25 protein-coding genes are annotated in these 26,581 nt (G+C 62.5%); 21 read left to right on the top strand and 4 right to left on the bottom strand.

The features are described 5' to 3' along the window. Positions 1-91: 91 nt before the first annotated feature. Positions 92-781 (bottom strand): HAD-IA family hydrolase, encoded by a 690-nt coding sequence (locus ACS7SF_RS03905; RefSeq protein ID WP_439891768.1) that lies wholly within the window; start codon positions 779-781, stop codon positions 92-94. Next, the gene (ubiG, locus tag ACS7SF_RS03900) at positions 778-1,494 is read right to left on the bottom strand and encodes a bifunctional 2-polyprenyl-6-hydroxyphenol methylase/3-demethylubiquinol 3-O-methyltransferase UbiG (protein ID WP_439891767.1); all 717 of its coding nucleotides are present in this window, start codon (positions 1,492-1,494) and stop codon (positions 778-780) included. The genes ACS7SF_RS03905 and ubiG overlap by 4 nt, the downstream gene beginning before the upstream one ends. A 160-nt stretch (positions 1,495-1,654) precedes the next feature. On the opposite strand from ubiG, the gene ACS7SF_RS03895 reads away from it, so the two are divergent. Then, complete coding sequence (locus ACS7SF_RS03895) at positions 1,655-2,146, top strand: glycine zipper 2TM domain-containing protein (protein ID WP_439891766.1); 492 nt, start codon at positions 1,655-1,657, stop codon at positions 2,144-2,146. A 166-nt stretch (positions 2,147-2,312) separates the two neighbouring features. Here the strand turns inward: ACS7SF_RS03895 and ompA are convergent, their stop codons facing one another. Beyond that, positions 2,313-2,966, bottom strand: coding sequence for an outer membrane protein OmpA (ompA, locus tag ACS7SF_RS03890; RefSeq protein ID WP_439891765.1), 654 nt, complete (start codon positions 2,964-2,966; stop codon positions 2,313-2,315). Between the two features lie 432 nt (positions 2,967-3,398). On the opposite strand from ompA, the gene gyrA reads away from it, so the two are divergent. The 17 genes from gyrA to cysM all read left to right on the top strand — a co-directional run bounded on the left by gyrA (position 3,399) and on the right by cysM (position 22,451). Further along, positions 3,399-6,074, top strand: coding sequence for a DNA gyrase subunit A (gene gyrA / locus ACS7SF_RS03885; protein WP_439891764.1), 2,676 nt, complete (start codon positions 3,399-3,401; stop codon positions 6,072-6,074). A gap of 128 nt (positions 6,075-6,202) precedes the next feature. Continuing rightward, entirely contained in the window at positions 6,203-6,769 is a 567-nt protein-coding gene (locus ACS7SF_RS03880; RefSeq protein WP_439891763.1) for a DUF2059 domain-containing protein, read from the top strand. 100 nt (positions 6,770-6,869) lie between these two features. Further along, positions 6,870-8,006: a 3-phosphoserine/phosphohydroxythreonine transaminase gene (gene serC / locus ACS7SF_RS03875; RefSeq protein ID WP_439891762.1), complete on the top strand. Its 1,137-nt coding sequence runs from the start codon at positions 6,870-6,872 to the stop codon at positions 8,004-8,006. Between the two features lie 87 nt (positions 8,007-8,093). After that, positions 8,094-9,209 carry a prephenate dehydratase gene (gene pheA, locus ACS7SF_RS03870; RefSeq protein ID WP_439891761.1) on the top strand — a complete coding sequence of 372 codons (1,116 nt, stop codon included), beginning with the start codon at positions 8,094-8,096 and terminating at the stop codon, positions 9,207-9,209. Between the two features lie 96 nt (positions 9,210-9,305). Further along, positions 9,306-10,430 (top strand): histidinol-phosphate transaminase, encoded by a 1,125-nt coding sequence (gene hisC, locus ACS7SF_RS03865; RefSeq protein WP_439891760.1) that lies wholly within the window; start codon positions 9,306-9,308, stop codon positions 10,428-10,430. Between the two features lie 87 nt (positions 10,431-10,517). Further along, positions 10,518-11,426, top strand: coding sequence for a prephenate dehydrogenase (locus ACS7SF_RS03860; RefSeq protein WP_439891759.1), 909 nt, complete (start codon positions 10,518-10,520; stop codon positions 11,424-11,426). Between the two features lie 25 nt (positions 11,427-11,451). Then, positions 11,452-12,756, top strand: coding sequence for a 3-phosphoshikimate 1-carboxyvinyltransferase (aroA, locus tag ACS7SF_RS03855; protein ID WP_439891758.1), 1,305 nt, complete (start codon positions 11,452-11,454; stop codon positions 12,754-12,756). 27 nt (positions 12,757-12,783) lie between these two features. Then, the gene (gene cmk / locus ACS7SF_RS03850) at positions 12,784-13,479 is read left to right on the top strand and encodes a (d)CMP kinase (RefSeq protein ID WP_439891757.1); all 696 of its coding nucleotides are present in this window, start codon (positions 12,784-12,786) and stop codon (positions 13,477-13,479) included. Positions 13,480-13,621: 142 nt separating this feature from the next. Continuing rightward, the gene (gene rpsA / locus ACS7SF_RS03845; RefSeq protein WP_439891756.1) at positions 13,622-15,310 is read left to right on the top strand and encodes a 30S ribosomal protein S1; all 1,689 of its coding nucleotides are present in this window, start codon (positions 13,622-13,624) and stop codon (positions 15,308-15,310) included. A 45-nt stretch (positions 15,311-15,355) separates the two neighbouring features. Next, positions 15,356-15,784 carry an integration host factor subunit beta gene (locus ACS7SF_RS03840; RefSeq protein WP_439891755.1) on the top strand — a complete coding sequence of 143 codons (429 nt, stop codon included), beginning with the start codon at positions 15,356-15,358 and terminating at the stop codon, positions 15,782-15,784. Positions 15,785-15,961: 177 nt separating this feature from the next. After that, positions 15,962-16,294, top strand: coding sequence for a LapA family protein (locus ACS7SF_RS03835; RefSeq protein WP_439891754.1), 333 nt, complete (start codon positions 15,962-15,964; stop codon positions 16,292-16,294). Between the two features lie 3 nt (positions 16,295-16,297). Next, complete coding sequence (lapB, locus tag ACS7SF_RS03830; protein ID WP_439891753.1) at positions 16,298-17,572, top strand: lipopolysaccharide assembly protein LapB; 1,275 nt, start codon at positions 16,298-16,300, stop codon at positions 17,570-17,572. 65 nt (positions 17,573-17,637) lie between these two features. Beyond that, complete coding sequence (locus ACS7SF_RS03825; protein WP_439891752.1) at positions 17,638-19,002, top strand: UDP-glucose dehydrogenase family protein; 1,365 nt, start codon at positions 17,638-17,640, stop codon at positions 19,000-19,002. Between the two features lie 37 nt (positions 19,003-19,039). After that, positions 19,040-19,981 carry a D-glycero-beta-D-manno-heptose-7-phosphate kinase gene (gene rfaE1, locus ACS7SF_RS03820; protein WP_439891751.1) on the top strand — a complete coding sequence of 314 codons (942 nt, stop codon included), beginning with the start codon at positions 19,040-19,042 and terminating at the stop codon, positions 19,979-19,981. Beyond that, positions 19,978-20,973 (top strand): ADP-glyceromanno-heptose 6-epimerase, encoded by a 996-nt coding sequence (gene rfaD, locus ACS7SF_RS03815; RefSeq protein ID WP_439891750.1) that lies wholly within the window; start codon positions 19,978-19,980, stop codon positions 20,971-20,973. The genes rfaE1 and rfaD overlap by 4 nt, the downstream gene beginning before the upstream one ends. A 139-nt stretch (positions 20,974-21,112) precedes the next feature. Beyond that, on the top strand, positions 21,113-21,436 hold the full coding sequence (locus ACS7SF_RS03810) for a ComEA family DNA-binding protein (RefSeq protein WP_439891749.1): 324 nt from the start codon (positions 21,113-21,115) through the stop codon (positions 21,434-21,436). A gap of 112 nt (positions 21,437-21,548) precedes the next feature. Further along, positions 21,549-22,451, top strand: coding sequence for a cysteine synthase CysM (gene cysM, locus ACS7SF_RS03805; protein ID WP_439891748.1), 903 nt, complete (start codon positions 21,549-21,551; stop codon positions 22,449-22,451). Between the two features lie 69 nt (positions 22,452-22,520). On the opposite strand, the gene mltB is transcribed toward cysM, so the two are convergent. Next, entirely contained in the window at positions 22,521-23,645 is a 1,125-nt protein-coding gene (mltB, locus tag ACS7SF_RS03800) for a lytic murein transglycosylase B (RefSeq protein ID WP_439891747.1), read from the bottom strand. A gap of 132 nt (positions 23,646-23,777) precedes the next feature. On the opposite strand from mltB, the gene ACS7SF_RS03795 reads away from it, so the two are divergent. The 3 genes from ACS7SF_RS03795 to ACS7SF_RS03785 all read left to right on the top strand — a co-directional run bounded on the left by ACS7SF_RS03795 (position 23,778) and on the right by ACS7SF_RS03785 (position 26,560). After that, a complete protein-coding gene (locus ACS7SF_RS03795) occupies positions 23,778-24,701 on the top strand; it encodes a histone deacetylase family protein (protein ID WP_439891746.1) in 924 nt (307 codons plus the stop codon). Between the two features lie 166 nt (positions 24,702-24,867). Then, positions 24,868-25,917, top strand: coding sequence for a methionine ABC transporter ATP-binding protein (locus ACS7SF_RS03790; RefSeq protein WP_439891745.1), 1,050 nt, complete (start codon positions 24,868-24,870; stop codon positions 25,915-25,917). Next, positions 25,907-26,560 carry a methionine ABC transporter permease gene (locus ACS7SF_RS03785; RefSeq protein ID WP_439891744.1) on the top strand — a complete coding sequence of 218 codons (654 nt, stop codon included), beginning with the start codon at positions 25,907-25,909 and terminating at the stop codon, positions 26,558-26,560. The genes ACS7SF_RS03790 and ACS7SF_RS03785 overlap by 11 nt, the downstream gene beginning before the upstream one ends. Positions 26,561-26,581 lie beyond the last annotated feature (21 nt).

Here is a 26,581-nt window from a genome sequence, read left to right as displayed (position 1 = left end):
CGTGGCGTGCTTCGTCAGTCGGTCGACCGCCGTGTCCTGGGGAGGAGGCGGCGATCATGAAAGGTGCCGGGCATCGGCCCGGGAGTCCCGCTTAGGTGCGCTGCGATTCGAGCAGCAGCGGAATCAGATCGGCGGCACTTGCGATCAGTGCATCGGCTTGCCACTCAAGGGGCGACAGTCCATTACCACAATAGCCGTAACTGGCCGCAATGGTAGGCATGCCAGCGGCGCGGCCGGCTTCGATGTCGCGCAGGTCGTCGCCCACGTAGACGATTTGCCGTGCATCGATCCCAATCGATTCGGCCGCATGCAACAGCGGGGCGGGGTGGGGTTTGGCGTGTGGCGTGGTGTCGCCCGCGACCACGCAGGACGGCGGCACCGGGAACGTCAGTTGCGCCACCAGCGGAACGGTCAGCCGCCCCGATTTATTGGTGACGATGCCCCACGGGATGCCGGCCCGGCCGAGTTCGGCCAGCACGTCATCCATGCCCGGAAACAGCCGCGTGTGCACGCAGATGTCGGCTTCATAGTTGGCCAGAAAGGCCAGCCGCAACGATTCGAATTCCGCATCCCCCGGCCCCACGCCGAAGGCAACGCCAATCAGCCCACGCGCACCGTGCGAGGCGACCGGGCGAAAGGCCTCGTAGGCCAGCGGTTCGAGGCCGCGGTCGGTACGGACCTTGTTGGCTGCCGCAGCCAGGTCCGGCGCGGTGTCGGCCAGCGTGCCATCCAGGTCGAACAGCACCGCGCCCAGAGGATTCGGAAATTTGCCGGCCGTCATGTGTTGTCGGGGCGGCGCGTGGCCATCAGGTAATTGACGCTGGTGTCGTTCGTGAGCGCATAGCGCCCGGTGATGGGGTTGTATTCGAGACCGCGCATCTGTTGCGGCTCTAACCCCGCCGTGCGGATAAAGCCGGCGAGCTCCGACGGGCGGATGAACTTGGCGTAGTCATGCGTACCGCGCGGCAACATGTTCAGCACGTATTCCGCACCGATCACCGCCAGTAGATACGCTTTCGCGTTGCGATGGATGGTCGAAAAGAATACATGGCCGCCTGGTCTCACCAACGTCGCGCAAGCGCGCACAACCGACGCCGGATCCGGCACATGTTCGAGCATCTCCATGCAAGTCACCACGTCAAAGCTGGCTGGCTCGCGCGCCGCCAGCGCTTCTGCGGCGATCTCTTCGTATTCGACCGCCACACCGGCTTCCAGGCTGTGGAGATCTGCCACCCGCAATGCTTTGCGTGACAGATCGATGCCTTTGACGCTCGCTCCGGCACGCGCCATGCTCTCCGAGAGGATGCCTCCGCCGCAGCCGATGTCGACGACGCGCTTGCCCGCCAACGGTGCGATCGACTGGATCCAGTCCAGCCGCAGCGGGTTGATTTCGTGGAGGGGTTTGAACTCGCTGTTCGGGTCCCACCAGCGGTGGGCGAGTTCACTGAATTTTTCGAGTTCGCCGGGATCGGCGTTCGCGTGAGTGGTGGTCATGTTGCGCTGCGCCTGGGCAGTTCGGCTAGGTGAGGAAATGTACCAAAAAGCACCGTCCCCACCAAATGACGCACACCAGGAAAAAGGTTTCACATTGAAACAGAGGTGAACAAACGCGCATGCGCTTTCTCCAACTGTCACCTTCCTTCAAGGAGAGATCATGAAATCCAAACAAATTCTGGCGGGACTCGGGATTGTGGGCCTGACGGTGTTGGCTGGCTGTGCCGCGCCGGGTTACGGCGGCGGATATGGCGGTGGCGGGTATGCTCCGCCGCCGGCCTACGGTGGGCAGCCACAGCAGCAGCCGGGCGCATTGTACGGTCGGGTGGAGTCCATCCAGCCGATGCAGGTGCCGGCCAATAGCCCGGGCATCCTGGGGACGATCATTGGTGGTGTGGCCGGCGGTATTCTGGGCCATCAAGTGGGGGGCGGTACGGGTAACACGGTCGCGACCATCGGCGGTGCGGCACTCGGTGCCTACGCGGGTAACCAAGTCGAGCAACGGGCGGGGGCCGGCGGGCAGACGGTGTATCGCATCAGCGTGCGTCTGGACGATGGCCGCGTCGCCACTGTCACGCAAAAGAACCCGAACAACCTCCGCGTTGGCGATCGCGCCATGGTCGCCAACGATCAGGCGGCGCCGTCCTACTAATAGAGGTAGAGCGGGCAGAAGTCCCAGCGGTGGCACATGCGTGTGTGTGTCACCGCTTTTTTTTTGCGGCCTCGCACGTCGGCGAGCTAAGCAACGCATCGGCACCCGACACGCGGGCAAAAAAAAGCCCAGCTTTCGCTGGGCTTCTTCTTTGGCTGGAACCGAATTACTTCTTGGTGCCGACCACTTCCACGTCCACGCGGCGGTTCGGTTGCTGGCAGGCGATTTGTGCCTTGCGAGCGCCCTTGCACGACTTCGGATCCACCTTCAGCTGGCGCTTGCCCTTGCCTTCCGTGTACACGCGGTTGGCTTCGATGCCCTTGCTGACCAGGTAGCCCTTGACGGCTTCAGCACGACGGACCGACAGGCGGTCGTTGTACTTGTCCGAACCGAACGAGTCGGTGTGGCCAACAGCGATCACGACTTCCAGGTTGATGCCTTGCAGCTTCGAGACCAGGTCGTCCAGCTTGGCCTTGCCTTCCGGCTTCAGCACAGCCTTGTCGAAGTCGAACAGCGTGTCAGCAGCGAACGTGACCTTCTCGGAGCCAACCACCGGAGCAGCCGGAGCGGCCGGGGTAGTAGCAACCGGAGCAGCTGCCGGAGCCAGAGCGCCGTCGCACTGAGCGTTGGCGGTTGCCGGCGTCCAGAAGCCATTGCGCCAGCACAGTTCGTTCGTGCCGTTCTTCCAGACCCACTCGCTCGTGCCGTTACCCCAGTTGTCGTTGACGGCCTTCTTTTCGTAGGGCACCGACTGAGCGTAAGCGGACGCAGCCATGGCTACCGCAGCTGCAGCGAACGCGAGCTTGGCAAATTTTTTCATATTTCTCCTCTCAGGATGAGATCACCGCAGAAGACTGCGAGCAGATGGGACGAAAACAAGTCATACATTCTTCGGAGTGTAGCATCCTCGATGTAGCGAATTCGCCACTTCGAACAATGTCTGCCTCTTCGCTGGGGGATTGTGCCACAAGCACGCACTCCTAAAAAGCAAATATAAGCGATTCGAACGGGGCGCCAGGGCCTTGTGGTGTGTACGCAACAAGGCAGGAAACGGCTCGCAAACCCTTATGGGGATTGGATTGGCGGTTTTGGTCTCGCTCGCAGGGAACGTGCCCGGGGTTGAGCATGCGCCGCACGTCTGTGCGAGGGGAGGGGGCTTGCGGCATGGTAAAATGTTCTGTTATTCGCGCAACCGCAGCGCCTTGTAGTGCTCACGATCGTGCTCACTGCCGGGCCTCCCACCGTTCGCCCAATGGATCAATTCGCCAAAGAGACACTCCCGGTATCGCTCGAAGAGGAAATGCGCAGTTCGTACCTCGCTTACGCCATGAGCGTGATCGTGGGCCGCGCCCTTCCAGATGTACGGGATGGTCTCAAGCCAGTGCATCGTCGTGCGCTCTACTCGATGCACGAGCTGAACAATGACTGGAACCGTCCCTATAAGAAGTCGGCACGTATCGTCGGGGATGTGATCGGTAAGTATCACCCCCACGGGGACACTGCTGTATACGACACCATCGTGCGGATGGCGCAGAACTTCTCGCTGCGCTACATGCTGGTCGACGGGCAGGGCAACTTCGGTTCGGTCGACGGCGACAACGCCGCGGCGATGCGTTACACCGAAATCCGCCTGTCAAAGATCGCCCACGAACTGCTGGCGGATCTCGACAAGGAAACCGTCAATTTCGAGCCGAACTACGATGGCAGCGAAAGCGAGCCTTCGGTTCTGCCGGCGCGGATTCCGAACCTGTTAGTTAACGGTTCGTCCGGGATTGCGGTCGGTATGGCGACCAACATTCCACCGCATAACCTGAATGAGATTGTCGACGGTTGCCTGCATCTGCTGAGCAATCCGGACGCAACGGTGGATGAACTGATCGAACTGATCCCGGCGCCGGACTTTCCGACCGCCGGCATCATCTACGGTATCTCGGGCGTCCGTGAGGGTTACCGCACCGGCCGCGGCCGTGTGGTGATGCGCGCCAAGACGCACTTCGAGGATATCGATCGCGGCCAGCGTCAGGCGATCATCGTCGACGAGCTGCCGTATCAGGTTAACAAGCGCACGCTGCTCGAACGCATCGCTGAGCTGGTGACGGAGAAGCGCATCGAGGGCATCTCGGACATTCGCGACGAGTCGGACAAGTCCGGCATGCGCGTGGTGATCGAACTCAAGCGCGGTGAAGTGCCGGAGGTTGTGCTCAACAACCTCTATAAGAATACGCAGCTGCAGGACACGTTCGGCATGAACATGGTGGCGCTGGTCGATGGTCAGCCGCGCCTGCTGAACCTGCGCCAGATGCTGGAGTGCTTCCTGCTGCACCGTCGTGAGGTGGTGACGCGTCGTACGGTGTTCGACCTGCGCAAGGCACGCGAGCGTGGTCACATCCTGGAAGGCTTGGCCGTGGCGCTGGCCAACATCGACGAGTTCATCGCCATCATCAAAGCGGCGCCGACCCCGCCGGTCGCGAAAGGTGAATTGATGAGCCGGAGCTGGGATTCCGGCCTGGTGCGCGAAATGTTGTCGCGTGCCGAAGGCGAAACCGCGGGCGGGCGTGACGCCTATCGTCCGGAAGGCTTGCTGCCCGCGTTTGGCATGCAAGGCGATGGCTTGTACAAGCTGTCGGACACGCAAGCGCAGGAAATTCTGCAGATGCGCCTGCAGCGCCTCACCGGTCTGGAGCAGGACAAGATCGTTCAGGAATACCGCGAAGTCATGGCGCAGATCGCCGATCTGCTGGATATCCTGGCGCGTCCCGAGCGCATTACTGCCATCATCGTCGAGGAACTCACCGCTATCCGCGCGGAATTCGGCGATGAGCGTCGCTCGCAGATCGAGCACAATGCCACCGAGTTGGACACCGAAGACCTCATTACGCCGCAAGATCTGGTGGTGACGTTGTCCCACAGCGGCTATATGAAGAGCCAGCCGATTTCCGAGTACCGTGCGCAGAAGCGCGGTGGCCGTGGCAAGCAAGCCGCCGCCACGAAGGAAGATGACTGGATCGATACGCTATTTGTCGCCAACACGCACGATTACATCCTCTGCTTCTCGAATCGCGGCCGTCTGTATTGGCTGAAGGTGTGGGAAGTGCCGGCTGGCAGCCGCAACTCGCGTGGCCGCCCGATCGTCAATATGTTCCCCCTGTCGCCGGGCGAGAAGATCAACGTGATCCTGCCGGTCAAGCAGTTCGACGAGCAGCATTTCGTATTCATGACCACCTCCAAGGGCACGGTCAAGAAGACGGCGCTGACCGATTTCTCGAACCCGCGTAAGGCCGGCATCATTGCCGTGGATCTGGACGAGGGCGACTTCCTGATTGGCGCCGCCATTACCGATGGCCAGCACGACGTGATGCTGTTCTCGGATGCAGGCAAGGCCGTGCGCTTTGATGAGAACGATGTGCGTCCGATGGGTCGCCAGGCGCGCGGCGTGCGCGGCATGAACCTGGAAGAGGGTCAGCAGGTGATCGCCATGCTGGTGGCGCCGGCTGAGACGGAAGCCGAAGGCGAGGGCGCGCAGGCAAGCATCGGCAGCGTGCTGACCGCCACCGAAAATGGCTATGGCAAGCGTACGCCGATCTCCGAATACACCCGTCATGGCCGCGGCACGAAGGGCATGATCGCCATTCAGACCTCCGAGCGTAATGGCAAGGTGGTTGCCGCCGCGCTGGTGGCGCCGGAAGACGAAATCATGCTGATTACGACGGGCGGCGTGCTGATCCGCACGCGTGTGGACGAGATCCGCGAAATGGGCCGCGCAACGCAGGGCGTGACGCTCATCTCGGTGGGCGAGGGCAACAAGCTGTCCGGGCTGCAACGCGTGGTGGAGTCCGATGCAGAGGGGGCTGAGAGTGTCGAGGACGTTGATTCGGCCGATGTTGCGCCGGACGCGGACGCACAGTCGGATGACAGCAGCGAGACATAATTAGAAACATCTTTTGCTTGCCGCAGAGCGCAGTTCTGTCATGATGCCGGACCTGTGCGCGGCAAGGGATTGGAACTTTTACATCACCTGCCCGGCCCAAAGGCAACGCTTATCTCAAGGGAGCAACAATGCACAAGAGTCTTAAACTGAAACATCTGATCGTGGTGGCCGGCTTCGCTCCGCTGTTCGCTTTCGCCCAAGCTGGCGATGCCGACAAGACGGCTGCCATCAAGGACCTGCTGACGACGATGAACGTCGATGCAGCGATCAAGGGTCAAGGTGAAGTGCTGCAAAGCGGCGCCAAGCAGGAAGCCCCGCTGGTGCTGGAACAAGCACTGGTCGAGAACAAGACCCTGAACGATAAGCAAAAGCAAGCTGCTGTCGAGAAGCTGAAGGCGAACGGCGCCGTGCAGCGCATGACGGACAGCGCAGGCAAGGCTTTCGAGACGGACGCCTTCCGCAAGGACGCCCTGCAAGCTCACTACGATTCGCTGGGCAAGTACTACTCGACCCAGGAAATCAAGGACCTGACCGCATTCCTGAAAACGCCGAGCGGCCAGAAGTTCATGGCCAACCAAGGCAAGGCCATGCAGGAAGTGTGGGGCAACGTGATGCAGAAGTACGGCCCGCAAGTCGGCAAGTCGATGCGTGACGCAGCCGACAAGGAAATCGCGGCTGCGACGAAGGGCAAGTAACCAAACTCAGGACCGGCGCGACCCCTCGTGCCGCCAGTTGGTGGATAATGGCTGTTTGGGTTTGCGCCCAGACAGCCATTTTTCTTTTGTCCTTCGCCCCATGAACCAAGCGGATCGAGCTCTTCAAGCCAGCCAGGCGCGCGTGTACAACTTTTCGGCAGGTCCGGCGGTGCTGCCGGCCGAAGTGCTGCAGCAGGCGAAAGAGGAGATGCTCTCCTGGCATGGCAGCGGCATGAGCGTGATGGAAATGAGCCATCGCGGTCGCGAGTTCGAAAGCATCCTGGCGGCAGCCTTCGGTGACTTGCGTGAGTTGCTGGCGGTGCCCGAGAACTACGAGATCCTGTTCCTGCAAGGCGGCGCCATCGCCGAGAACGCGATCGTGCCGCTGAACCTGATGCGCCGGCTGTCGGTGGATGCGCCGAAGGCCGACTACGTCGTCACCGGCACGTGGTCGGTCAAATCGCAGCAGGAGGCACGCAAGTACGGTGAAGTGAATATCGCCGCCACCAGCGAGGCCGAGCGTTTCCACAAGATTCCCGATGTGTTGACCTGGCAGTTGTCGAGCGATGCGGCCTACGTGCATTTGTGCACGAACGAGACGATCGTCGGGGTGGAATATCAAGAAACGCCGGACATTGGCCAATCGCACGGGCGCGTGGTGGTGGCGGATGTCTCCAGCCACATCCTCTCGCGACCGATCGACTGGAACGGTTACCAGGTCCTATATGGCGGCGCGCAAAAGAATATCGGCCCCGCTGGCCTGACCATTGCCATCGTGCGCAAGGACCTGCTCGGCCATGCACACCCGCTGTGCCCGTCGGCGTTCAACTGGCGCCTCGTGGCCGAGAACGGCTCGATGTACAACACGCCGCCCACCTACGCGATCTATATCGCCGGGCTCGTGTTCCAGTGGATCAAGCGCCAGGGCGGTGTTGAAGCGCTGGAGACGCGCAACATCGTCAAGTCGAAGATGCTGTACGACTTTATCGACGCGAGCAGCTTCTACCGCAATGAAATCGATCCGACGTGCCGTTCGCGCATGAACGTGCCGTTCTTCCTCAACGACGAATCCCGTAACGAGGCGTTCCTCACGCAGGCACGCGAACGCGGGTTGGTGCAGCTCAAGGGCCACAAGTCCGTGGGCGGCATGCGGGCGAGCATCTACAACGCGATGCCGCTGGAAGGTGTGGAAGCGCTGGTCGACTTCATGCGCGACTTTGAGCGGACCTCCGCTTAAGTTGCACGCCCAACCACGGCAGAACATTGCGCGAAGCGCCTGCTTCGCGCGGCAATTTGCAATCCGTTGCCGAACCCGATTCTTACAATGACCAGTCAGTCAGACGATACGAAACAAAACAAGGACGCCGCACTCGCGGTGGAGTTGGCACCGTTGCGCACGCAGATCGATGCCATCGATAGCCAGCTGCTGACCTTGCTCTCCGACCGCGCCAAGGTGGCGCAGGAAGTGGGCGAGGTGAAGAAACGCTATTCGTCGCCGGCGTTCCGGCCCGACCGAGAGCTGCAGGTCATCCGCAAGATGCAGTCGAGCAATGCGGGCCCGCTGCATGACGAGAGCATCGCCGCCATCTGGCGCGAGGTGATGTCCGCCTGCCGTGGCCTGGAGCAGGCGCTGCGCATCGGTTATCTCGGCCCGGCGGGCACGTTCTCGGAGCAGGCGGTGATCGCGCATTTCGGCCACGAAATCCAGCCGGTGCCGTGCCCGAGCATCGACGAGGTGTTTCGGGCGGCGGAGTCGGGCTCGGTCGATTGTGGTGTGGTGCCGGTCGAGAATTCAACGGAAGGCGTGGTGTCGCGCACGCTCGATCTGTTCTTGCAGACGTCGCTGAAGATCAGCGGCGAGATTGCGCTGCGGGTGCACCACAACCTGCTGCACAAGACGGGCGACATGTCGCAGGTGAAGGTGGTGCGTGCTCACGCGCAGGCCTTGGCGCAGTGCCAGCGCTGGCTGAACACGCACTACCCGCATCTGGCGCGCGAAGCGGTGTCGAGCAACGCCGAAGCCGCGCGCATGGCAGGTGAAGACGAGACGGTTGCCGCGCTGGCCAGCGTGCAGGCAGCCAACCGTTATGGGCTGCACGTGGTGCGCGCCAATGTGGAAGACGATCCGCACAATCGCACGCGTTTCGTCGTCATCGGCAACTACGAAACCGAGCCGAGCGGGCGCGATCACACGTCGCTGATCCTATCGGTGCCGAATGAGGCCGGTGCGGTCTACAAGCTGTTGGCGCCGCTGGCGGACAACGGCGTGTCGATGTGCCGCTTCGAGTCGCGCCCCGCACGCAGCGGCGCGTGGGAGTACTACTTCTACGTCGACGTGGAAGGTCATCAGCGTGACCCGCAGGTAGCGCGTGCGCTGGAAAAGCTGCGTCATGACGCAGCGTATTTCAAAGTGCTGGGGTCGTACCCCTCGGCACACTAGCGGGAACGGGGCAAACCGGCGCTGGTTTGCAGCGCTCCCGAGGGATTCAGAAGCGCGCCTCGCATGGGCGGGGCGCCGATACCAAAGGAGCACCCCATGTCTTTGCAGTTCGGCCCTGAGTACGTCCGCGCCATCGCCCCCTATGTGGCCGGCAAGCCGATTTCCGAAGTGGCACGCGAGTTCGGCCTGGATGCGGCGCGCATCGTCAAGCTCGCATCCAACGAGAACCCGCTGGGCATGCCGCAGTCGGCCAAGAACGCGATGGCCGCAGCGATTGACGAGCTGGCGCGCTACCCCGATGCCAACGGCTTCAGCCTCAAGGCCGCGCTGCATGCCAAGTTTGGCGTGCCCGAAACGTGGATCACGCTCGGCAACGGCAGCAACGACATTCTCGAACTCGCAGCACGCGCGCTTGTGGAGCCGGGGCGGGGCGTGATGTACGCGGAGCATTCGTTTGCCGTGTATGCGCTGGCGGCGCAGGAAGTTGGCGCGCGTGCCATTGAGGTGCCTGCCCGCGACTATGGCCACGACCTCGATGCGATGGCTGCGGCCATCACGCCGGACACACGCCTCATCTACATCGCCAATCCGAATAATCCCACTGGCACGTTCCTGTCGGCTGACGAGATTGCCGGGTTCCTGGCCAAGGTGCCACCGACTGTGGTCGTGGTCCTAGACGAGGCGTACAACGAATTCCTGAAACCCGAGCAGCAATACGACTCGACGGCGTGGGTGCGTCAGTATCCGAACCTGCTGGTGTCGCGCACGTTCTCCAAGGCGTACGGTTTGGCCGGTTTGCGCGTGGGCTACGGCATTGCGCAGCCGCAATTGACCGATCTGCTCAACCGTATTCGACAGCCGTTCAACGTCAACAGCTTGGCGCAGGCTGCAGCCGTTGCTGCGCTCAATGACGCGGAATTCCTACGTCAATCGGCGGAACTGAATGCCGCTGGCTATGCGCAATTGACCGAGGCGTTCGATCGTCTGGGCCTCGAGTACGTGCCGTCGTCGGGCAATTTCGTGCTGGTCCGCGTGGGTGACGACAATAGCGCCGGTGCGCGCGTGAATGTCGCGCTGCTTAAGCAGGGTGTGATCGTGCGTCCGGTGGGCAATTATGGTCTGCCGCAGTGGCTGCGCATCAGCATTGGATTGCGCGAAGAGAACGCCACGTTCATTGAGGCGCTGGAAGTGGCGCTGGCGCAGGAAAAAGCCGCCGCGTAACTTCTGTTGCGACCACCGCGCGGGCATCGGGCGCCGCGCACATCGGGCTACAATGCCGCTTTGCTTTTTTTCAGGCAGGGCGGTGTTGTGGCCTCTTCTTTTTCCAGTTCCCGGTTGGTGATTGTCGGCGTTGGCCTGATCGGCGGTTCGCTGGCGCTGGCGTTGCGCCGCGCGGGTGTGGTGGGGCATATCGTTGGCGTCGGGCGTTCGGCCGCGTCGCTGGAAGCAGCGATCCGCCTGGGCGTGATCGACGAGGCGCTGCCGATGGAAGAGGCCGTGCGCGGTGCCGACATGGTCGTGCTCTGCGCGCCGGTGGCCCAAACGCTGCCGCTGCTGCTCGCCATGCAGCCGCACCTGGGCCCGGACACTATCGTCACGGATGCCGGCAGCACCAAGTCCGACGTCATCATGGCCGCCAAGACCGCTCTGGGCGATCAGGTCAGCCAGTTCGTGCCCGCGCACCCGATTGCCGGCCGCGAATTGAACGGCGTGGACGCCGCGCTGGCTGATCTCTACGTCGGTAAGAAGACTGTGCTGTGCCCGCTGCAGGAAAACCGCCGCAGCGATGTCGCCCGTGTGCAGGCGATGTGGGAAGCCGCCGGTGCGTATTGCCACATCATGTCAGCCGTGCAGCATGACGCGGTGTTTGCTGCTGTCAGCCACTTGCCGCACGTGTTGTCGTATGCGCTGGTCGCGCAGATCATCAATGCCGAAGACGCTGACCTCAAGCTGGATTTCGCTGGCGGCGGCTTCCGCGATTTCACGCGCATCGCTGCGTCGTCGCCCGAGATGTGGCGCGATATCTGCCTGTCGAACCGCGAAGCGTTGCTGCGCGAATTGAACACCTACGAAGCCGTCATCGGTCGTCTTAAGACGATGATCGCCGAGCGCGATGGCACGGCGCTGGAACGCGTGTTCCGCCGTGCCAGCGACGCGCGTCTGGCCTGGCCACAGCGCGTGGCCCCAGGAAATGGCGCCGACACGCAACCCGAATAACGTTTGTTTTGAACTCACTGGATTCATGGAACATCTCGACGTCGGTCCGCTGAAGGCGGCGCGCGGCACCATCAAGCTGCCGGGCTCGAAGAGCATCTCCAATCGCGTGCTGTTGTTGGCTGCGCTCGCGCAGGGCGAAACCGTTGTGCGCGAACTGCTGGATTCTGACGACACGCGCGTCATGCTGGCTGCACTCGACAAGCTCGGCGTCTCGGTCGAGCGCCTGGGCGAGAATGACTACCGCGTCGTCGGCACGGGCGGCCGTTTCCTGAGCAAGTCCGCGGATTTGTTCATGGGCAACGCCGGTACCGCCATCCGCCCGTTGACTGCGGCGCTCGCCCTGCAAGGCGGTGAGTACACGCTGCACGGCGTGCCGCGCATGCACGAACGGCCGATTGGCGATCTGGTCGACGGCCTGCGCCAGGTCGGTGCCCGCATCGACTACACCGGCAACGAAGGCTACCCGCCGCTGGCGATCCACGCCGCCTCCGTCAAGATCGACGCGCCGATCCGCGTGCGCGGCGACGTGTCGAGCCAATTCCTGACCGCGCTGCTGATGGCGCTGCCGCTGGTGGAGTCCGCCGGCACTGTCACGATCGAAGTCGTTGGCGAGTTGATCTCCAAGCCCTACATCGAGATCACGCTGAATCTGATGGCGCGCTTTGGCGTGCAGGTCGAGCGTGACGGCTGGGCGTCGTTCACCGTGCCGACGGGCGTGGCGTACAAAGCGCCGGGCGAGATTTTCGTGGAAGGCGATGCGTCGTCCGCTTCGTACTTCCTGGCTGCGGGCGCGCTTGGCGGCGGGCCGGTCCGCGTGGAAGGCGTCGGTATGGCAAGCATCCAGGGCGATGTCCGTTTTGCCGATGCGCTCAACCGCATGGGCGCCAACGTCATGGCTGGCGACAACTGGATCGAAGTCCGTGGCGTCGAGCGCGACGACGGCAAGCTCCACGCAGTCGAGTTGGATTGCAACCACATCCCCGACGCAGCGATGACGCTGGCCGTGGCAGCCTTGTTTGCCGACGGCACCACCACGCTCACCAACATCGCCAGCTGGCGCGTCAAGGAGACCGACCGCCTGAGCGCGATGGCGACCGAACTGCGCAAGCTCGGTGCCGAGGTGGAAGAGGGCCCCGACTACATCCGCGTGACGCCCCCATCGCAATGGACACCGCCCGCCGGCGGTATCGATACCTACGACGATCACCGCATGGCGATGGCGTTTTCGCTCGCTGCGTTTGGCCCGGTGCCGGTGCGGATCAACGACCCGCGCTGCGTCGCCAAGACCTTCCCCGACTATTTCACGGCGTTCGGCAGTATCGCTGCTTGAAACGCAATTAACCGACAGCATTTCATCATGTCCGACACCGCTGCTTCCACGCCGTACCCGGTCATCACCATCGACGGCCCGACCGCATCCGGCAAGGGCACGGTCGCGCACCAAGTCGCCGATTTGCTCGGCTTCCACCTGTTGGATAGCGGATCGTTGTACCGCTTGGTGGCGCTCGTCAGCATGCGCGAGAACGTCGACGATCACGACGTCGCCAACCTCGTTCGCATTGCTAGCGAACTCGATGTGCGCTTCAAGGCTGATCACATCTGGCTCAAGGGTGAAGATGTGAGCTTGGCGTTACGTCATGAGTCGGTGGGTAACCAAGCCTCCGCGATTGCTGTGCACGCCGCGGTACGTGAGGCGCTGCACGCACGTCAGCGTGCGTTCCTGGAAGCACCTGGCCTTGTGGCCGATGGCCGCGACATGGGCACCGTGGTTTTCCCTGAGGCGGTGCTCAAGGTGTTCCTCACGGCGAGCGTGCAGGCACGCGCTGAGCGGCGCTATAAACAATTGATTGCAAAGGGTTTTTCTGCTACAGTGGAAAGTCTTTCGCAGGACTTGGAAGCGCGTGATTTGCGGGATCGCACCCGCAGTGTCGCGCCGCTGCGTCCGGCGCAAGATGCGCGGCAACTGGATTCGTCCGACATGTCGGTCGACGAAGTGGTTGCGCAGGTACTGGACTGGTACCGGCAGGTGCAGGGCGCCAACAAGGCAAACTGAACCGGCTGAGCTGGTCCGATCGGTGCCGGTAGCATGTTGCCGCCGGCGGTTGTTCAACTCGTAACCCCGCATGCGCGTGTCTTCGCCCATTCCTAACTGAGCGAACGCTCTGCGAGGCATGTTCTGCGGATGCCTATTTTTTATGTCCCAAACTAACGAATCTTTTGCCGCCCTGTTCGAAGAGTCGATCGCCAAGTCCAATATGAAGGCTGGCGAAGTGATCTCTGCGGAAGTTGTGCGTATCGACCACAACTTCGTCGTTGTGAACGCGGGCCTGAAGTCTGAAGCATTTGTTCCGGTCGAAGAATTCCTGAACGACCAGGGCGAGCTGGAAGTGCAAGTCGGCGACTACGTTTCGGTCGCAATCGACGCACTGGAAAACGGCTACGGCGACACCATCCTGTCGCGCGACAAGGCTAAGCGCCTGGCTTCGTGGCTGAACCTTGAGAAGGCACTGGAATCCGGCGAGATCATCTCCGGTACCGTGACCGGCAAGGTGAAGGGCGGCCTGACCGTCATGGTCAACGGTATTCGTGCATTCCTCCCGGGTTCGCTCGTCGACGTGCGTCCGATCAAGGACACCACGCCGTACGAAGGCAAGACCCTCGAATTCAAGGTCATCAAGCTGGATCGCAAGCGCAACAACGTTGTGCTGTCGCGCCGTGCCGTGGTTGAAGCCACGCTGGGCGAAGAGCGTCAGAAGCTGATGGAAACGCTCAAGGAAGGCGCGATCGTCAACGGTATCGTCAAGAACATCACCGACTACGGCGCGTTCGTGGATCTGGGTGGCATCGACGGTCTGCTGCACATCACCGACCTGGCATGGCGTCGTGTGCGTCATCCGAGCGAAGTGCTGTCGGTTGGCCAAGAAATCACCGCCAAGATCCTCAAATTCGACCAAGAGAAGAACCGCGTCTCGCTGGGCGTGAAGCAGCTGGGCGAAGATCCGTGGGTCGGCATCTCGCGTCGCTACCCGCAAGGCACCCGCCTGTTCGGCAAGGTGACCAACCTGACCGACTACGGCGCGTTCGTCGAGATCGAAGCCGGTATCGAAGGCCTGGTCCACGTGTCGGAAATGGACTGGACCAACAAGAACGTGGCTCCGTCCAAGGTTGTCCAGCTGGGCGACGAAGTGGAAGTCATGGTTCTGGATATCGACGAAGACAAGCGTCGTATCAGCCTGGGCATGAAGCAGTGCAAGGCCAACCCGTGGGACGATTTCGGCCGTAACCACAAGAAGGGCGACAAGCTGTCGGGTCAGATCAAGTCGATCACCGACTTCGGCGTGTTCATCGGTCTGCCGGGCGGCATCGACGGCCTGGTGCACCTGTCGGACCTGTCGTGGCAAGAGACTGGCGAAGAAGCCGTTCGCAAGTACAAGAAGGGCGACGAGGTGGAAGCCGTTGTGCTGGCCATCGACATCGACAAGGAACGCATCTCGCTGGGTATCAAGCAGCTGTCGGGCGATCCGTTCAACAACTTCGTGTCGACCAACGACAAGGGTTCGATCGTGAATGTCACGATCAAGACCGTTGATCCGAAGGGCGCCGTGGTGCAACTGGCTGACGACGTGGAAGGCTACCTGCGTGCCTCGGAAATCTCGAGCGACCGCGTTGAAGATGCCCGCAACGTGCTGAAGGAAGGCGAACAGATGACCGCGATGATCGTCAACATCGATCGCAAGTCGCGCAACATCAACGTCTCCATCAAGGCGAAGGACAGCGCTGACCAACAAGAAGCGATGCAGAAGTTCTCGGCGGATACTGGCACGGCTGGTACCACGAACCTCGGCGCGCTGCTGAAGGCCAAGCTGAACGAAACCAACCAGTAAGCATCTACCGGGTCGACCCTACAGAACGACGAGGACGCGCGCACGATGCCCATGACCAAGTCCGAACTCGTGGAAAAGCTGGCCGCCCGCTTTCCGCAGCTGTTGCTGCGGGACGCGGACATCGCGGTCAAGACGATCCTGGATGCGATGTCCGACGCCTTGGCGGACGGCCACCGCATCGAGATCCGCGGGTTTGGCAGTTTTGGGTTGAATCGTCGTCCGCCGCGTGTTGGGCGCAACCCCAAGTCTGGCGAGAAGGTGCTGGTTCCCGAAAAGCGGGTACCGCACTTCAAGGCAGGCAAGGAATTGCGCGAACGGGTTGACCGCAGCCTGGAGCGACAAGGTGAACTCTCTTCGGAGGGCGAGCCAGCGGTGTCGCTGACGGCTGTGAAGGCTGCTCGACAGGCTGATGGCAATCGCCAAGCCGCTGCATTTTCGGCGGACACGGCAGTGCCGCTGGTCATGTCGCGGTGAGCCTTGGTTGCAAAGAGGTTTCAGAAACGCCCCGGTTTGCCGGGGCGTTTTTTATTGGCGCAGCCCGCGTGCGTACGCGCTCGTGCGTGGCTGGCTGACAGATGAATCCGCTACAATGCGGCACAACCCGGCATTCGCACGCTCAGTCGCTGCACCGCCGTCCGCTTCCGAATCCGCATGAAATTTCTCGTCTGGGTCATCCGCATCCTGTTGTTTGTGCTGCTCTTTGTGCTGGCACTGCATAACACGGCGGAAGTCTCGCTGGTGCTGCCGTTTGGCGTGACTTGGCGCGCGCCGCTGATCTTGATTGCGCTGGTCTTTTTCGCGGCTGGCATCTTGCTGGCCATGTTGGCGATGGCGCCCCGTGTGATGCGGCATCGCTTTACCGCAAGCCGCCTGCGTCGTCAGATCGGCCGTATGAAAAAGGCTGAAGAGGCGGTGACACCGGCTGAAGTGTCTGGCCCCGTCATTGCCGATTCCCCGTATCACGTTCCCGGCCCCAAGGTCTGACGCATGGATTTTGATCTCTGGTGGCTGTTGGCCATCCCCCTGGTGTTTGGCTTGGGCTGGGTGGCTGCCCGCCTTGATGCCCGCCAGTTGCGGACCGAGCAGTCCTCGCTGCCGCGCTCGTATTTCAAGGGGCTGAACTTCCTGCTCAACGAGCAGCCCGATAAGGCGATCGACGCCTTCATCGAAGTCGCCCGCCTGGATCCGGAAACCACCGAACTGCACTTTGCACTGGGCAGCTTGTTTCGCCGCCGTGGCGAGACCGAGCGAGCGATCCGTGTGCACCAGAACCTCGTCAATCGTCCCGATCTGCCGGCCAACGAGCGCGATCACGCGCTGTACGAGTTGGGGCAAGACTTTCTGCGTGCTGGCCTGCTGGACCGAGCGGAAGAATCCTTGCGCATGCTGATGGAGGGCGCCTTTGCGGAGCCGGCCAAGCGCGTGCTGCTGGAGCTGTACGAAATCGAGAAGGAGTGGAGCAAGGCCATCGACGCGGCCCGCGAGCTGCAGACGCTGCAAGGCAAGGATTATTCCGTGCAGGTCGCGCAGTTCTGCTGTGAGTTGGCCCAGGAAAAGCTGCAACGCAAGGATGTGGCGACGGCGGTGGAATGGCTCGAGCGCGCGCTGCAAGAGAACCCCAAGAACGTGCGCGCCACCATCCAACTCGGCGATGTGGCGCAGGGCCAGGGCGATGTTGAAGGCGCCATCAAACGCTGGCGCAGCATCGAGCAGCAGAATCCGTCATTCCTGCCGCTGGTGGCGGAGCGACTGATGAAGGCATATGCGCAACTTGGCCGTGCGGCTGAGGGTCTCGCGTGGCTGCGCTCCAAGATGGACGCGCGCCTGGGCCCTGAATTGCTCGATACGGTCTACCAATACGAATTGGATGTGCACGGCATTGATGATGCCGTGGCATTGATGCGTGAGCAGATTCGCCGCCAGCCCTCGTTGATGGCGTTGACGCGGTTGGTGGAGGCCGAGGCATCGCGCGCATCCGAGGCGGTGAGTCATGAAGCACCGGCGACCGCAGATGTGGCCGAGAGCGCGCTGGCCGATCCGGTGGAAGCGGGCAGCAATGCCGATATCCAGCGCGCGCAGGATCTCGGTGCCATTCGCGATCTGCTGCAAAGCCGCACCCGCAATCTGGCGCGCTATACGTGCCAGGAGTGCGGCTTCCGCGCGCGCCTGTTCTATTGGCAGTGCCCTGGCTGCAACCGCTGGGAAACCTACGCACCGCGCCGTACCGAGACACTCGGCGGCAGCGGTGGGGCCAGCATGTAATTCAGTCCGGTGCGGCTTGCTTTCGTGCTCCGCGCCGGCGCTTTTTCAATCATTGAAGTGTTCGTATGAAAATCACCATCATCGGTAGTGGCTATGTCGGTCTGGTTACCGGCGCCTGTCTGGCGGAACTGGGCAACGACGTGTTCTGCCTCGACGTCGACCAGAAGAAGATCGACCTGCTCAACGCCGGCGGCGTGCCCATCTACGAACCGGGCCTGAAGGAACTGATCGAGCGCAACCGCACGGCGGGGCGCATCCAGTTCTCGACCGACGTGGCCGCCAGCGTGGCGCACGGCGACGTGCAATTCATCGCCGTCGGCACGCCGCCCGATGAGGACGGCTCCGCTGACCTGAAGTACGTGCTGGCCGCCGCACGCAACATCGCCCAACACATGACGAGCTTCAAGGTGATCGTCAACAAGTCGACCGTGCCGGTTGGGACGGGTGACAAGGTGCGCGATGCCGTGAGTGAAATGCTGGCAACGCGTGGCAAGTCCGACGTCGGGTTCTCGGTGGTGTCGAACCCCGAGTTCCTGAAGGAAGGCGCCGCGGTGGACGATTTCATGCGCCCGGACCGCATCGTACTCGGCACGTATGGTGACGCCGACGGCCTGAAGGCCAAGGCGATGATGCGCACGCTCTATGCACCGTTCAACCGCAACCACGAACGCACCTTCTACATGGACGTGCGCTCGGCCGAGTTCACCAAGTACGCCGCCAACTCGATGCTTGCCACGCGTATCTCGTTCATGAACGAGATGGCCAACCTCGCCGACAAGGTGGGCGCCGACATCGAACTCGTGCGCCTGGGTATCGGCTCCGACCCGCGCATCGGTTACAGCTTCCTTTACGCCGGCACGGGTTACGGTGGCTCGTGTTTCCCGAAGGACGTGCAGGCGCTGGTGCGCACCGCGCAGGAATACGGCCAGACGCTGCATGTGCTGGAGGCTGTCGAGGCCGTCAACGACAAGCAGAAGGAAGTGCTGGTGGCCAAGATCGAAGACCGCATGGGCGCCGATCTGACGGGCCGCACCTTCGCCATCTGGGGCCTCGCCTTCAAGCCCAATACCGACGACATGCGCGAAGCGCCGAGCCGCATCCTGATTGCGGCGCTGCTCGCACGCGGTGCGCGCGTGCAGGTGTACGACCCGGTTGCGATGGAAGAGGCGCGTCACGCATTGGCGCTCGATCTTTCTGCCGAACAGTTGGAACGTGTGACGTTCTGCGCGGGTCAGATGGACGCGCTCAAGAACGCCGACGCGCTGGTCATCGTGACCGAGTGGAAGGCGTTCCGTAGCCCGGACTTCAATGCCGTGAAGGCTCTGTTGAAGACGCCGATGGTGTTCGACGGCCGCAACCTCTTCGAGCCGCAAGCCATGCGCGATGCGGGCTTTGAATACCAGGCCATCGGGCGCTCCACTCAATCGTAATCGCTGTGACCTCGGCTGCTGCCGACACCCTAGACTCATGACTACGTCCGCTTCCGAACAGATCCACGCCGCCCGCATTCTCGTGGTCGGCGACATGATGCTCGACCGCTATTGGTTTGGCGACGTCGATCGGATTTCGCCGGAAGCGCCGGTGCCTGTCGTGCAGATCAAGCGCCAGGATGAGCGCCTGGGGGGCGCCGCCAACGTGGCACGCAACGTCGCGGCGCTCGGTGCGCAGGCCGGCATGCTCGGCGTGATCGGTGATGACGAGCCCGGCCGCAGCATCGAAGCGCTGCTCGGCGAGAGCCATGTCACCGGCCATTTGCATCGCGACCCGGCCGTCAACACGACGATCAAGCTGCGCGTGCTGGCACGCCAGCAGCAATTGATCCGCGTCGATTTCGAAAATGCGCCCACGCATGAAGTGCTGATGTCGGTGCTCGATCGTTTCGGCGCGCTGGTGCCGCAGCATGACGTGGTGGTGCTGTCGGACTACGGCAAGGGTGGTTTAACGCACGTCGGCAAGATGATCGAGGCGTCGCGCCAGGCTGGCCGCCGCGTGCTGGTTGACCCGAAGGGTGACGACTACTCGCGCTACAAAGGCGCGACCATGATCACGCCCAACCGTGCGGAAATGCGCCAGGTGGTCGGCACGTGGAAATCGGAGCAGGACCTCACCATCCGCGCACAGAATCTGCGCCGCGAACTGCAGCTCGAAGCGCTGCTGCTCACGCGTTCGGAAGAGGGCATGACGCTCTACACCGAGCACGAAGTCCTGCATGTATCGGCACAGGCGCGCGAGGTGTTCGACGTCTCGGGCGCGGGCGATACCGTCATCGCGACGCTGGCCACAATGCTGGGCGCCGGCGCCAACATCAAGGAAGCCGTGCAGTACGCCAATCGCGCGGGCGGCATCGTGGTCGGCAAGCTGGGCACGGCCGTCGTTACTCACGCAGAACTTTTCTCCCAAGCATCATGACCATCATCGTCACCGGCGCGGCTGGCTTTATCGGCGCCAACATCGTCAAGGGCCTGAACGCGCGCGGCGAGACCGACATCATTGCTGTCGACAACCTCACGCGCGCCGACAAGTTCAAGAACATCGTCGACTGCCAGATCAGCGACTACCTGGATAAGACCGAATTCGTAGAGCGCTTTGCGCGCGGCGAGTTCGGCAAGGTCCGCGCGATCTTCCATGAGGGCGCCTGCTCCGACACGATGGAGACCGACGGCCGCTACATGATGGAGAACAACTACCGCTACACGTTGGCGGTGATGCGCGCGTGCCTGGACCAGGGCGTGCAGTTCCTCTATGCCTCGTCGGCGGCCACGTACGGCGCGTCGGAAACCTTCCGCGAGGAGCCCGAGTTCGAGCGTCCGCTCAACGTGTACGGCTACTCGAAGCTGCTGTTCGATCAGGTCGTGCGCCGTGTCATGCCGACGGCGCTGTCGCAGATCGTCGGCTTCCGCTACTTCAACGTGTACGGCCCGCGCGAGCAGCACAAGGGACGCATGGCGTCGGTGGCGTTCCACAACTTCAACCAGTTCCGCAGCGAAGGCACCGTCAAGCTCTTCGGCGAATACAACGGCTATCCGCAAGGCGGCCAAATGCGCGACTTCGTGTCGGTAGAAGACGTGGTGAAGGTCAACTTGTTCTTCTTCGACAACCCAGACAAGTCAGGCATCTTCAACCTCGGCACCGGCCGTGCGCAACCGTTCAACGACATTGCGACCACGGTGGTGAATACGCTGCGTGGGGCCGAAGGCAAGCCGGTGCTCTCCACCGAAGAGCTGACACAGGAAGGCCTGATCGAATACGTGAAGTTTCCGGATGCGCTGCGCGGCAAGTACCAGTGCTTTACGCAGGCCGATCAATCGCGCCTGCGCGAGGCGGGTTATACGGCGCCGTTTCTGACGGTGCAGGAAGGCGTCGAGCGCTACTGCCAGTGGTTGCTGAAACAACCGGCTTGATCTGCTGCTCGATCAGACAACGCGTCACTTTTTGTGCGCACGCAGCAGCATCTTTGCGATGCTCTTTAAGATGAGCTGAAACCGCCACCTTGATGTGGCGGTTTTCTTTTCTCTTACCCCAAAATATCTGGAGGAGCCTATGTTGAAGAAGCTGTTGGCCGCTGCGTTGATGTCGTTGTCCATGCTGTCGGTTTCATGGGCAGCGGTGGATGCAAATACGGCAGACCAAGCTGCATTGGAAACCTTGTCGGGCGTTGGCCCCAAGCGTTCCAAGACCATCATCGAAGAGCGCACCAAGAACGGCCCCTATAAGGATGCCGCCGACTTCAAGGCACGCGTGCCAGGCATCGGTGACAAGACGCTCGCCAAGCTGGAAAACGCTGGGCTGACGTTCGGTGCGGCGGCACCCGCACCTGCACCGGCAGCCGCCAAGAAGGACAGCAAAGACGCGAAGAAGAAATAAGCGCCGCATTTTCTGACCGCCGCAACGCCCCGCCCATGCGGGGCGTTTTGCCATGCGCGGGGCAGGGTTGTCCTGCTGCATTACAATGGTTTGATTCCATTCCCTACGCACCATGGCTTATCCCACCATTGAAGACACCATCGGCAATACGCCGCTGGTGCAGCTCCAGCGCATTCCTGGCGAAGCCAATGCGCGACGCGGCAACGTCATCCTCGGCAAGCTGGAAGGCAACAACCCGGCCGGCTCGGTCAAGGATCGCCCCGCGCTGTCCATGATCAAGCACGCGGAAGCACGCGGCCGCATCAAGCCGGGCGATACGCTCATCGAGGCAACGTCGGGAAACACCGGCATTGCGCTGGCCATGACGGCTGCCATCCGCGGTTACAAGATGGTGTTGATCATGCCGGAAGACCTGTCGGTGGAGCGCCGTCAGAGCATGGCAGCCTATGGCGCGGAGATCATCCTGACCCCCGTCAAGGGCGGCATGGAATACGCGCGTGACCTGGCCGATGCGATGGAGAAGGAAGGCAAGGGCGTCATCCTCGATCAGTTCGCCAATCCGGACAATCCGCTCGCGCACTACGAGACCACCGGCCCCGAGCTGTGGCAGCAGACCGAGGGGCGCATTACGCATTTCGTTTCGGCGATGGGCACGACGGGCACGATCACGGGTGTCTCGCGCTTTCTGAAAGAGAAGAACGCCGACATCCAGATCGTCGGCGCGCAGCCGGAGGAGGGCTCGCGTATTCCGGGCATTCGCAAGTGGCCCGAGGCGTATATGCCGAAGATCTACGATCCGAAGTTCATTGACCGCACCGAACCCGTGAGCCAGTCCGACGCCGAACACATGGCGCGTCGCATGGCGCGCGAAGAGGGCATCTTCTGCGGGATTTCGGCGGCGGGCGCACTGTGCGTGGCGCTGCGGATTGCTGAAGAAGTCGAGAACGCGACGATCGTGTTCGTGGTGTGCGATCGTGGCGATCGCTACCTGTTGACGGGTGTGTTCCCCGCCTGACGATTCGCCACGTCGCATAAAAAAGCGCAGCCGAAGCTGCGCTTTTTTTTTATGCTCGGATGCCTGCGATCAGCCGCGCATTGCTTGGCGCACTGCCTGGCCGAGTTCGTACACCGCCGCTGCATAGAAGAAGCTGCGGTTATAGCGCGTGAGCACGTAGAAGTTGCGCAGGCCGACGCGGTATTCGGTCGGCTGGCCGGGCGTGGGCAGGTCGATCATCAGCACCTCGGTTTCCTGCTCGCGAGCGGCATCCACGCCGGGTGCCAACGCCAGCCCGGCACGCGTGAGCTTGGACAGCGTCATGCGCGGATACGGCTGACCATCGGCCGCTGCAGCGGCAATGCCCTGGCTGTCCGCATCGCCAGCGATGTTCCACATCACCGGGCGGTTCGGCTCCCAGCCGTGCATCTGCAGGAAGTGCGCGACGCTGCCGATGGCATCCACCGCGCTGTTGCGCAGGTCGATGTGGCCGTCCTTGTCATAGTCCACCGCGTATTCGCGAATGCTGGTGGGCATGAACTGCGGAATGCCGACCGCGCCCGCGTATGAGCCCAGCACCGAGAACGCATCCGTGCCGGTGTCGCGGCACCAGAGCAGGAAGTCCTTGAGCTGGTTGCGGAACATCGTGCTGCGGTCTTCGCGGTTGGGCGTGTCGGGGTAGTCGAAGGCGAGCGTGGACAGCGCGTCCATCACGCGGAAGTTGCCCATGTCGCGGCCGTAGATGGTCTCGACGCCCAGGATGCCGACGATCACGTCAGCCGGCACGCCAAATTCGGCCTCGGCACGGCGCAGCGTGTCGCCATATTGCTGCCAGAACTGCACGCCCGCGTTGATGCGGATGGGCTCGATGAAGCGGCCACGATAGGCGGTCCAGCTCCGGCGTGCGGGTGTGGCCGGCGGCAGGATCAGCCGGGCAACGGTGGCGGAGTAGGCCGTACCCGCAAACAGCGCATCGAGCGATGCGCGATCGAAGTTGTACTTGCCGACCAACTCGTTGACGAAAGCCTGCGTTTGCGGATTGTTGCGGTAGCGATCCGGATCGATCTCTTCTTCATGCACGGCAATGCGGCGCTTGGGCGACTTGCTCGCTTTCTTGGCCGCCAGCGATAGCGCCGGGAAAGACAGTGCGGAAAGCGCGGCGCCCGCCATCAGGGCGCGCAGTATGGGACGACGGGAAGAGGGCGATTGGCTCATGGGCAGGCTTCAAACAGGATCGGGGCATTGTAGCGGATGGCTCTGGCGGATCACCCTGCCGTGCGGCCTTGTTGCGCACCCGTGCTAACGTAGCGGCTGGAGACACCGAAGCACCCGGATCACAACACCAACATGGCGACCGGCCTCTACACGCATCCCGAATTCCTCCGGCACGAGATGGGCCCGCACCATCCCGAATGTCCGGACCGCCTGCGCGCGATCGAAGATCAGCTCATCGCCAGCCGCATCGAAGACCTGCTCGTCCCGTGCGAGGCGCCGCCTGCCACCGAGGCGCAATTGTGCCGCGTGCACCGCCCCGAGTACCTGCGCGAGTTGGTCTCCAGCGTGCCGATTGCCGGCTACGTGCCGATCGACCCCGACACCTCGATGAACCCGCACACCTACATGGCGGCCGTGCTGGCGGCGGGTGCGGCGGTAGATGCGACCGACAAGGTCATCGCCGGCGAACTGGAAAACGCCTTCTGCAGCGTGCGCCCGCCTGGCCATCATGCGGAGCCTGGCCGCGCGATGGGCTTCTGCTTCTTCAACAACGTGGCTGTGGCGGCGCGTCATGCGTTGGAACACCACGGCTTGCAGCGCGTGGCGATCATCGACTTTGACGTGCACCACGGCAATGGCACCGAAGCGGCCTTCCGCGACGAGCCCCGCGTGATGATGTGTAGCATCTTCCAGCACCCGTTCTATCCGTATTCCGGCACGGAAGCGGTGGCGGCCAACATGGTCAACATTCCGCTGCCCGCCTATACGAATGGCCTGACGGTGCGTGAGGTGGTGGAGACGATCTGGCTGCCGCGCCTGGAAGCGTTCAAGCCGGAGATGTTGTTCATCTCCGCCGGCTTTGACGCGCATCGCGAGGACGACCTCGGCCAGATGGGCCTGGTCGAAGCCGATTACGCCTGGATCACGCAGCAACTCATGCAACTGGCGCGGGTGCACGCCAAAGGCCGCATCGTCAGCTGCCTGGAGGGTGGCTACAACCTCAGCGCCCTCGGCCGCAGCGTGGTTGCGCACGTGAAGGCGCTGGCCGAGCTTTAGGCGATGGACGCTGACGATTCATCAATGACATTCGTAAAAGTAATAAAGACATCGTTAAAGAATCGTTCCTCGCATGTAGTGGCTGCCTTACACTAGCGCCTCATTCAAATAAGAAAGAGACGGCAACGGCCTGGTTTCGCGGCGGTTGCCGTTTTTGTATGGACTCATGATCGAACTCAAGGGGATCTCGCAGCACTTCCGGGGGGCGGGCGGTACCGACGTCCACGCGCTGCGCGACGTTGACCTCACCATCGAGCGCGGTGAAGTCTTCGGCATCATCGGGCGCAGCGGCGCCGGCAAGAGCACGCTGGTGCGCGTCATCAATCTGCTGAACAAGCCGACCGCGGGCACCGTCACGGTGGCGGGGCAAGAACTCACCGCACTCAACGCCGACGGGCTGCGCCAGGCGCGCCGCAAGATCGGCATGATCTTCCAGCACTTCAACCTGCTAACGTCGCGCACGGTGTACGACAACGTGGCGCTGCCGTTGGAGCTGGCTGGCACGTCGCGCGAGCGCATCCGCGAGATCGTGCTGCCGCTGCTGGACCTGGTTGGCCTGTCCGCGTTCAAGGACCGCTATCCGGCGCAGCTCTCCGGCGGCCAGAAGCAGCGCGTTGGCATTGCGCGCGCGCTCGCCAGCCAGCCGGAAGTGTTGCTCTGCGATGAAGCAACCTCCGCACTGGACCCGGAGACGACGCGCTCCATCCTCGACCTCCTGCGCAAGATCAACCGCGAGCTTGGCCTGACCATCGTGCTGATCACGCACCAGATGGAAGTCATCAAGCAGGTGTGCGACCGCGTGGCGGTGCTCGACGCCGGCCGCGTGGTGGAGCTCGGCCGCGTGATTGACGTGTTCCTGCAGCCGCATCACGACGTAACGCGCGCGCTGATCGGCGAAGTCATCTCGCAAGAGTTGCCGCCCTCGGTGCTGGCGCGTGTGGAAAGCCGCCTGGTTGCCCGCGAGCATGGCGGACGCGACCACCTGTTCCGACTCGCCTTTACCGGCGAGGGCGTGGACCAACCCGTGCTGGCGCAAGCCGTTCGCACTTACGGGTTCGACTTCAACATCCTGCACGGCCACATCGACGAGATTCAGGGCCAGGCCTTCGGCTCGCTGGCGATTTTGGCCACGGGCGACACGGCCGACATCAACAACGCAATGCACTTCCTGCGCGAACAAGGCGTGGTGGTCGAGGAGATCAATCATGTGGTCTGACCTGACCGATCTGTTTCTGCCGGCCTTCTGGGAGACGCTTGCCATGGTGGGCGTGTCTGGCGGCATTGGTGCGCTGTTTGGCGTGCCGCTGGGCGTGCTGCTGTATCTGACGACAACGGGCGGTGTGCTGTCGGCGCCGGTGTTCAACCGCGTGGCTGGTCTGATCGTCAACGCTGTGCGCTCGGTGCCGTTCATCATCCTGCTGGTCGCGGTGATTCCGTTCACGCGCCTGCTGGCGGGCTCGTCCATCGGCACGGCTGCGGCCATCGTTCCGTTGACGATTGCGGCGATTCCGTTCATCGCGCGCCTCGTAGAAACCGCATTGCGTGAAGTAGATCGCGGCCTGATCGAAGCCGCGCAATCGATGGGCGCGACCACCGGCCAACTCGTCTACAAGGTGCTGCTGCCCGAGGCGATGCCCGGCATCCTCGCTGGCCTGACGATCACCTTCGTCAGCCTGGTCGGTTACTCAGCCATGGCCGGCACCATCGGCGGCGGTGGCCTGGGCGACCTGGGCATCCGCTACGGTTATCAGCGCTATGAATCGGACATCATGCTGGCGGTGGTCGTCATCCTGATCGTCTTCGTGCAGGCGGTGCAATCGACGGGCGACTGGCTCGTGCGCCGCCTCAGCCATCGTTAAACCATCACAGACTCATCTACG

Source organism: Ralstonia sp. 25C (assembly GCF_051904805.1).
In the GTDB taxonomy this organism is placed as follows: Bacteria; Pseudomonadota; Gammaproteobacteria; order Burkholderiales; family Burkholderiaceae; genus Ralstonia.
The sequence above is the reverse complement of the archived record's forward strand: the minus strand, read 5'-3'. Positions and strand labels throughout refer to the sequence as shown.

What these genes read in the sequence shown, in the direction of transcription:
- ACS7SF_RS03895 (WP_439891766.1), top strand. Translation starts at nt 1,655, where the DNA reads ATGAAATCCAAACAAATTCTGGCGGGACTCGGGATTGTGGGCCTGACG.
- ACS7SF_RS03785 (WP_439891744.1), top strand. Translation starts at nt 25,907, where the DNA reads ATGTGGTCTGACCTGACCGATCTGTTTCTGCCGGCCTTCTGGGAGACG.
- aroA (WP_439891758.1), top strand. Translation starts at nt 11,452, where the DNA reads ATGGAACATCTCGACGTCGGTCCGCTGAAGGCGGCGCGCGGCACCATC.
- pheA (WP_439891761.1), top strand. Translation starts at nt 8,094, where the DNA reads ATGACCAGTCAGTCAGACGATACGAAACAAAACAAGGACGCCGCACTC.
- rfaD (WP_439891750.1), top strand. Translation starts at nt 19,978, where the DNA reads ATGACCATCATCGTCACCGGCGCGGCTGGCTTTATCGGCGCCAACATC.
- ACS7SF_RS03840 (WP_439891755.1), top strand. Translation starts at nt 15,356, where the DNA reads ATGCCCATGACCAAGTCCGAACTCGTGGAAAAGCTGGCCGCCCGCTTT.
- ACS7SF_RS03825 (WP_439891752.1), top strand. Translation starts at nt 17,638, where the DNA reads ATGAAAATCACCATCATCGGTAGTGGCTATGTCGGTCTGGTTACCGGC.
- rfaE1 (WP_439891751.1), top strand. Translation starts at nt 19,040, where the DNA reads ATGACTACGTCCGCTTCCGAACAGATCCACGCCGCCCGCATTCTCGTG.
- ompA (WP_439891765.1), bottom strand. Translation starts at nt 2,966, where the DNA reads ATGAAAAAATTTGCCAAGCTCGCGTTCGCTGCAGCTGCGGTAGCCATG.
- rpsA (WP_439891756.1), top strand. Translation starts at nt 13,622, where the DNA reads ATGTCCCAAACTAACGAATCTTTTGCCGCCCTGTTCGAAGAGTCGATC.
- ACS7SF_RS03810 (WP_439891749.1), top strand. Translation starts at nt 21,113, where the DNA reads ATGTTGAAGAAGCTGTTGGCCGCTGCGTTGATGTCGTTGTCCATGCTG.
- ACS7SF_RS03880 (WP_439891763.1), top strand. Translation starts at nt 6,203, where the DNA reads ATGCACAAGAGTCTTAAACTGAAACATCTGATCGTGGTGGCCGGCTTC.
- ACS7SF_RS03835 (WP_439891754.1), top strand. Translation starts at nt 15,962, where the DNA reads ATGAAATTTCTCGTCTGGGTCATCCGCATCCTGTTGTTTGTGCTGCTC.
- ACS7SF_RS03905 (WP_439891768.1), bottom strand. Translation starts at nt 781, where the DNA reads ATGACGGCCGGCAAATTTCCGAATCCTCTGGGCGCGGTGCTGTTCGAC.
- mltB (WP_439891747.1), bottom strand. Translation starts at nt 23,645, where the DNA reads ATGAGCCAATCGCCCTCTTCCCGTCGTCCCATACTGCGCGCCCTGATG.
- cysM (WP_439891748.1), top strand. Translation starts at nt 21,549, where the DNA reads ATGGCTTATCCCACCATTGAAGACACCATCGGCAATACGCCGCTGGTG.
- ACS7SF_RS03790 (WP_439891745.1), top strand. Translation starts at nt 24,868, where the DNA reads ATGATCGAACTCAAGGGGATCTCGCAGCACTTCCGGGGGGCGGGCGGT.
- lapB (WP_439891753.1), top strand. Translation starts at nt 16,298, where the DNA reads ATGGATTTTGATCTCTGGTGGCTGTTGGCCATCCCCCTGGTGTTTGGC.
- gyrA (WP_439891764.1), top strand. Translation starts at nt 3,399, where the DNA reads ATGGATCAATTCGCCAAAGAGACACTCCCGGTATCGCTCGAAGAGGAA.
- hisC (WP_439891760.1), top strand. Translation starts at nt 9,306, where the DNA reads ATGTCTTTGCAGTTCGGCCCTGAGTACGTCCGCGCCATCGCCCCCTAT.
- ACS7SF_RS03795 (WP_439891746.1), top strand. Translation starts at nt 23,778, where the DNA reads ATGGCGACCGGCCTCTACACGCATCCCGAATTCCTCCGGCACGAGATG.
- ubiG (WP_439891767.1), bottom strand. Translation starts at nt 1,494, where the DNA reads ATGACCACCACTCACGCGAACGCCGATCCCGGCGAACTCGAAAAATTC.
- cmk (WP_439891757.1), top strand. Translation starts at nt 12,784, where the DNA reads ATGTCCGACACCGCTGCTTCCACGCCGTACCCGGTCATCACCATCGAC.
- serC (WP_439891762.1), top strand. Translation starts at nt 6,870, where the DNA reads ATGAACCAAGCGGATCGAGCTCTTCAAGCCAGCCAGGCGCGCGTGTAC.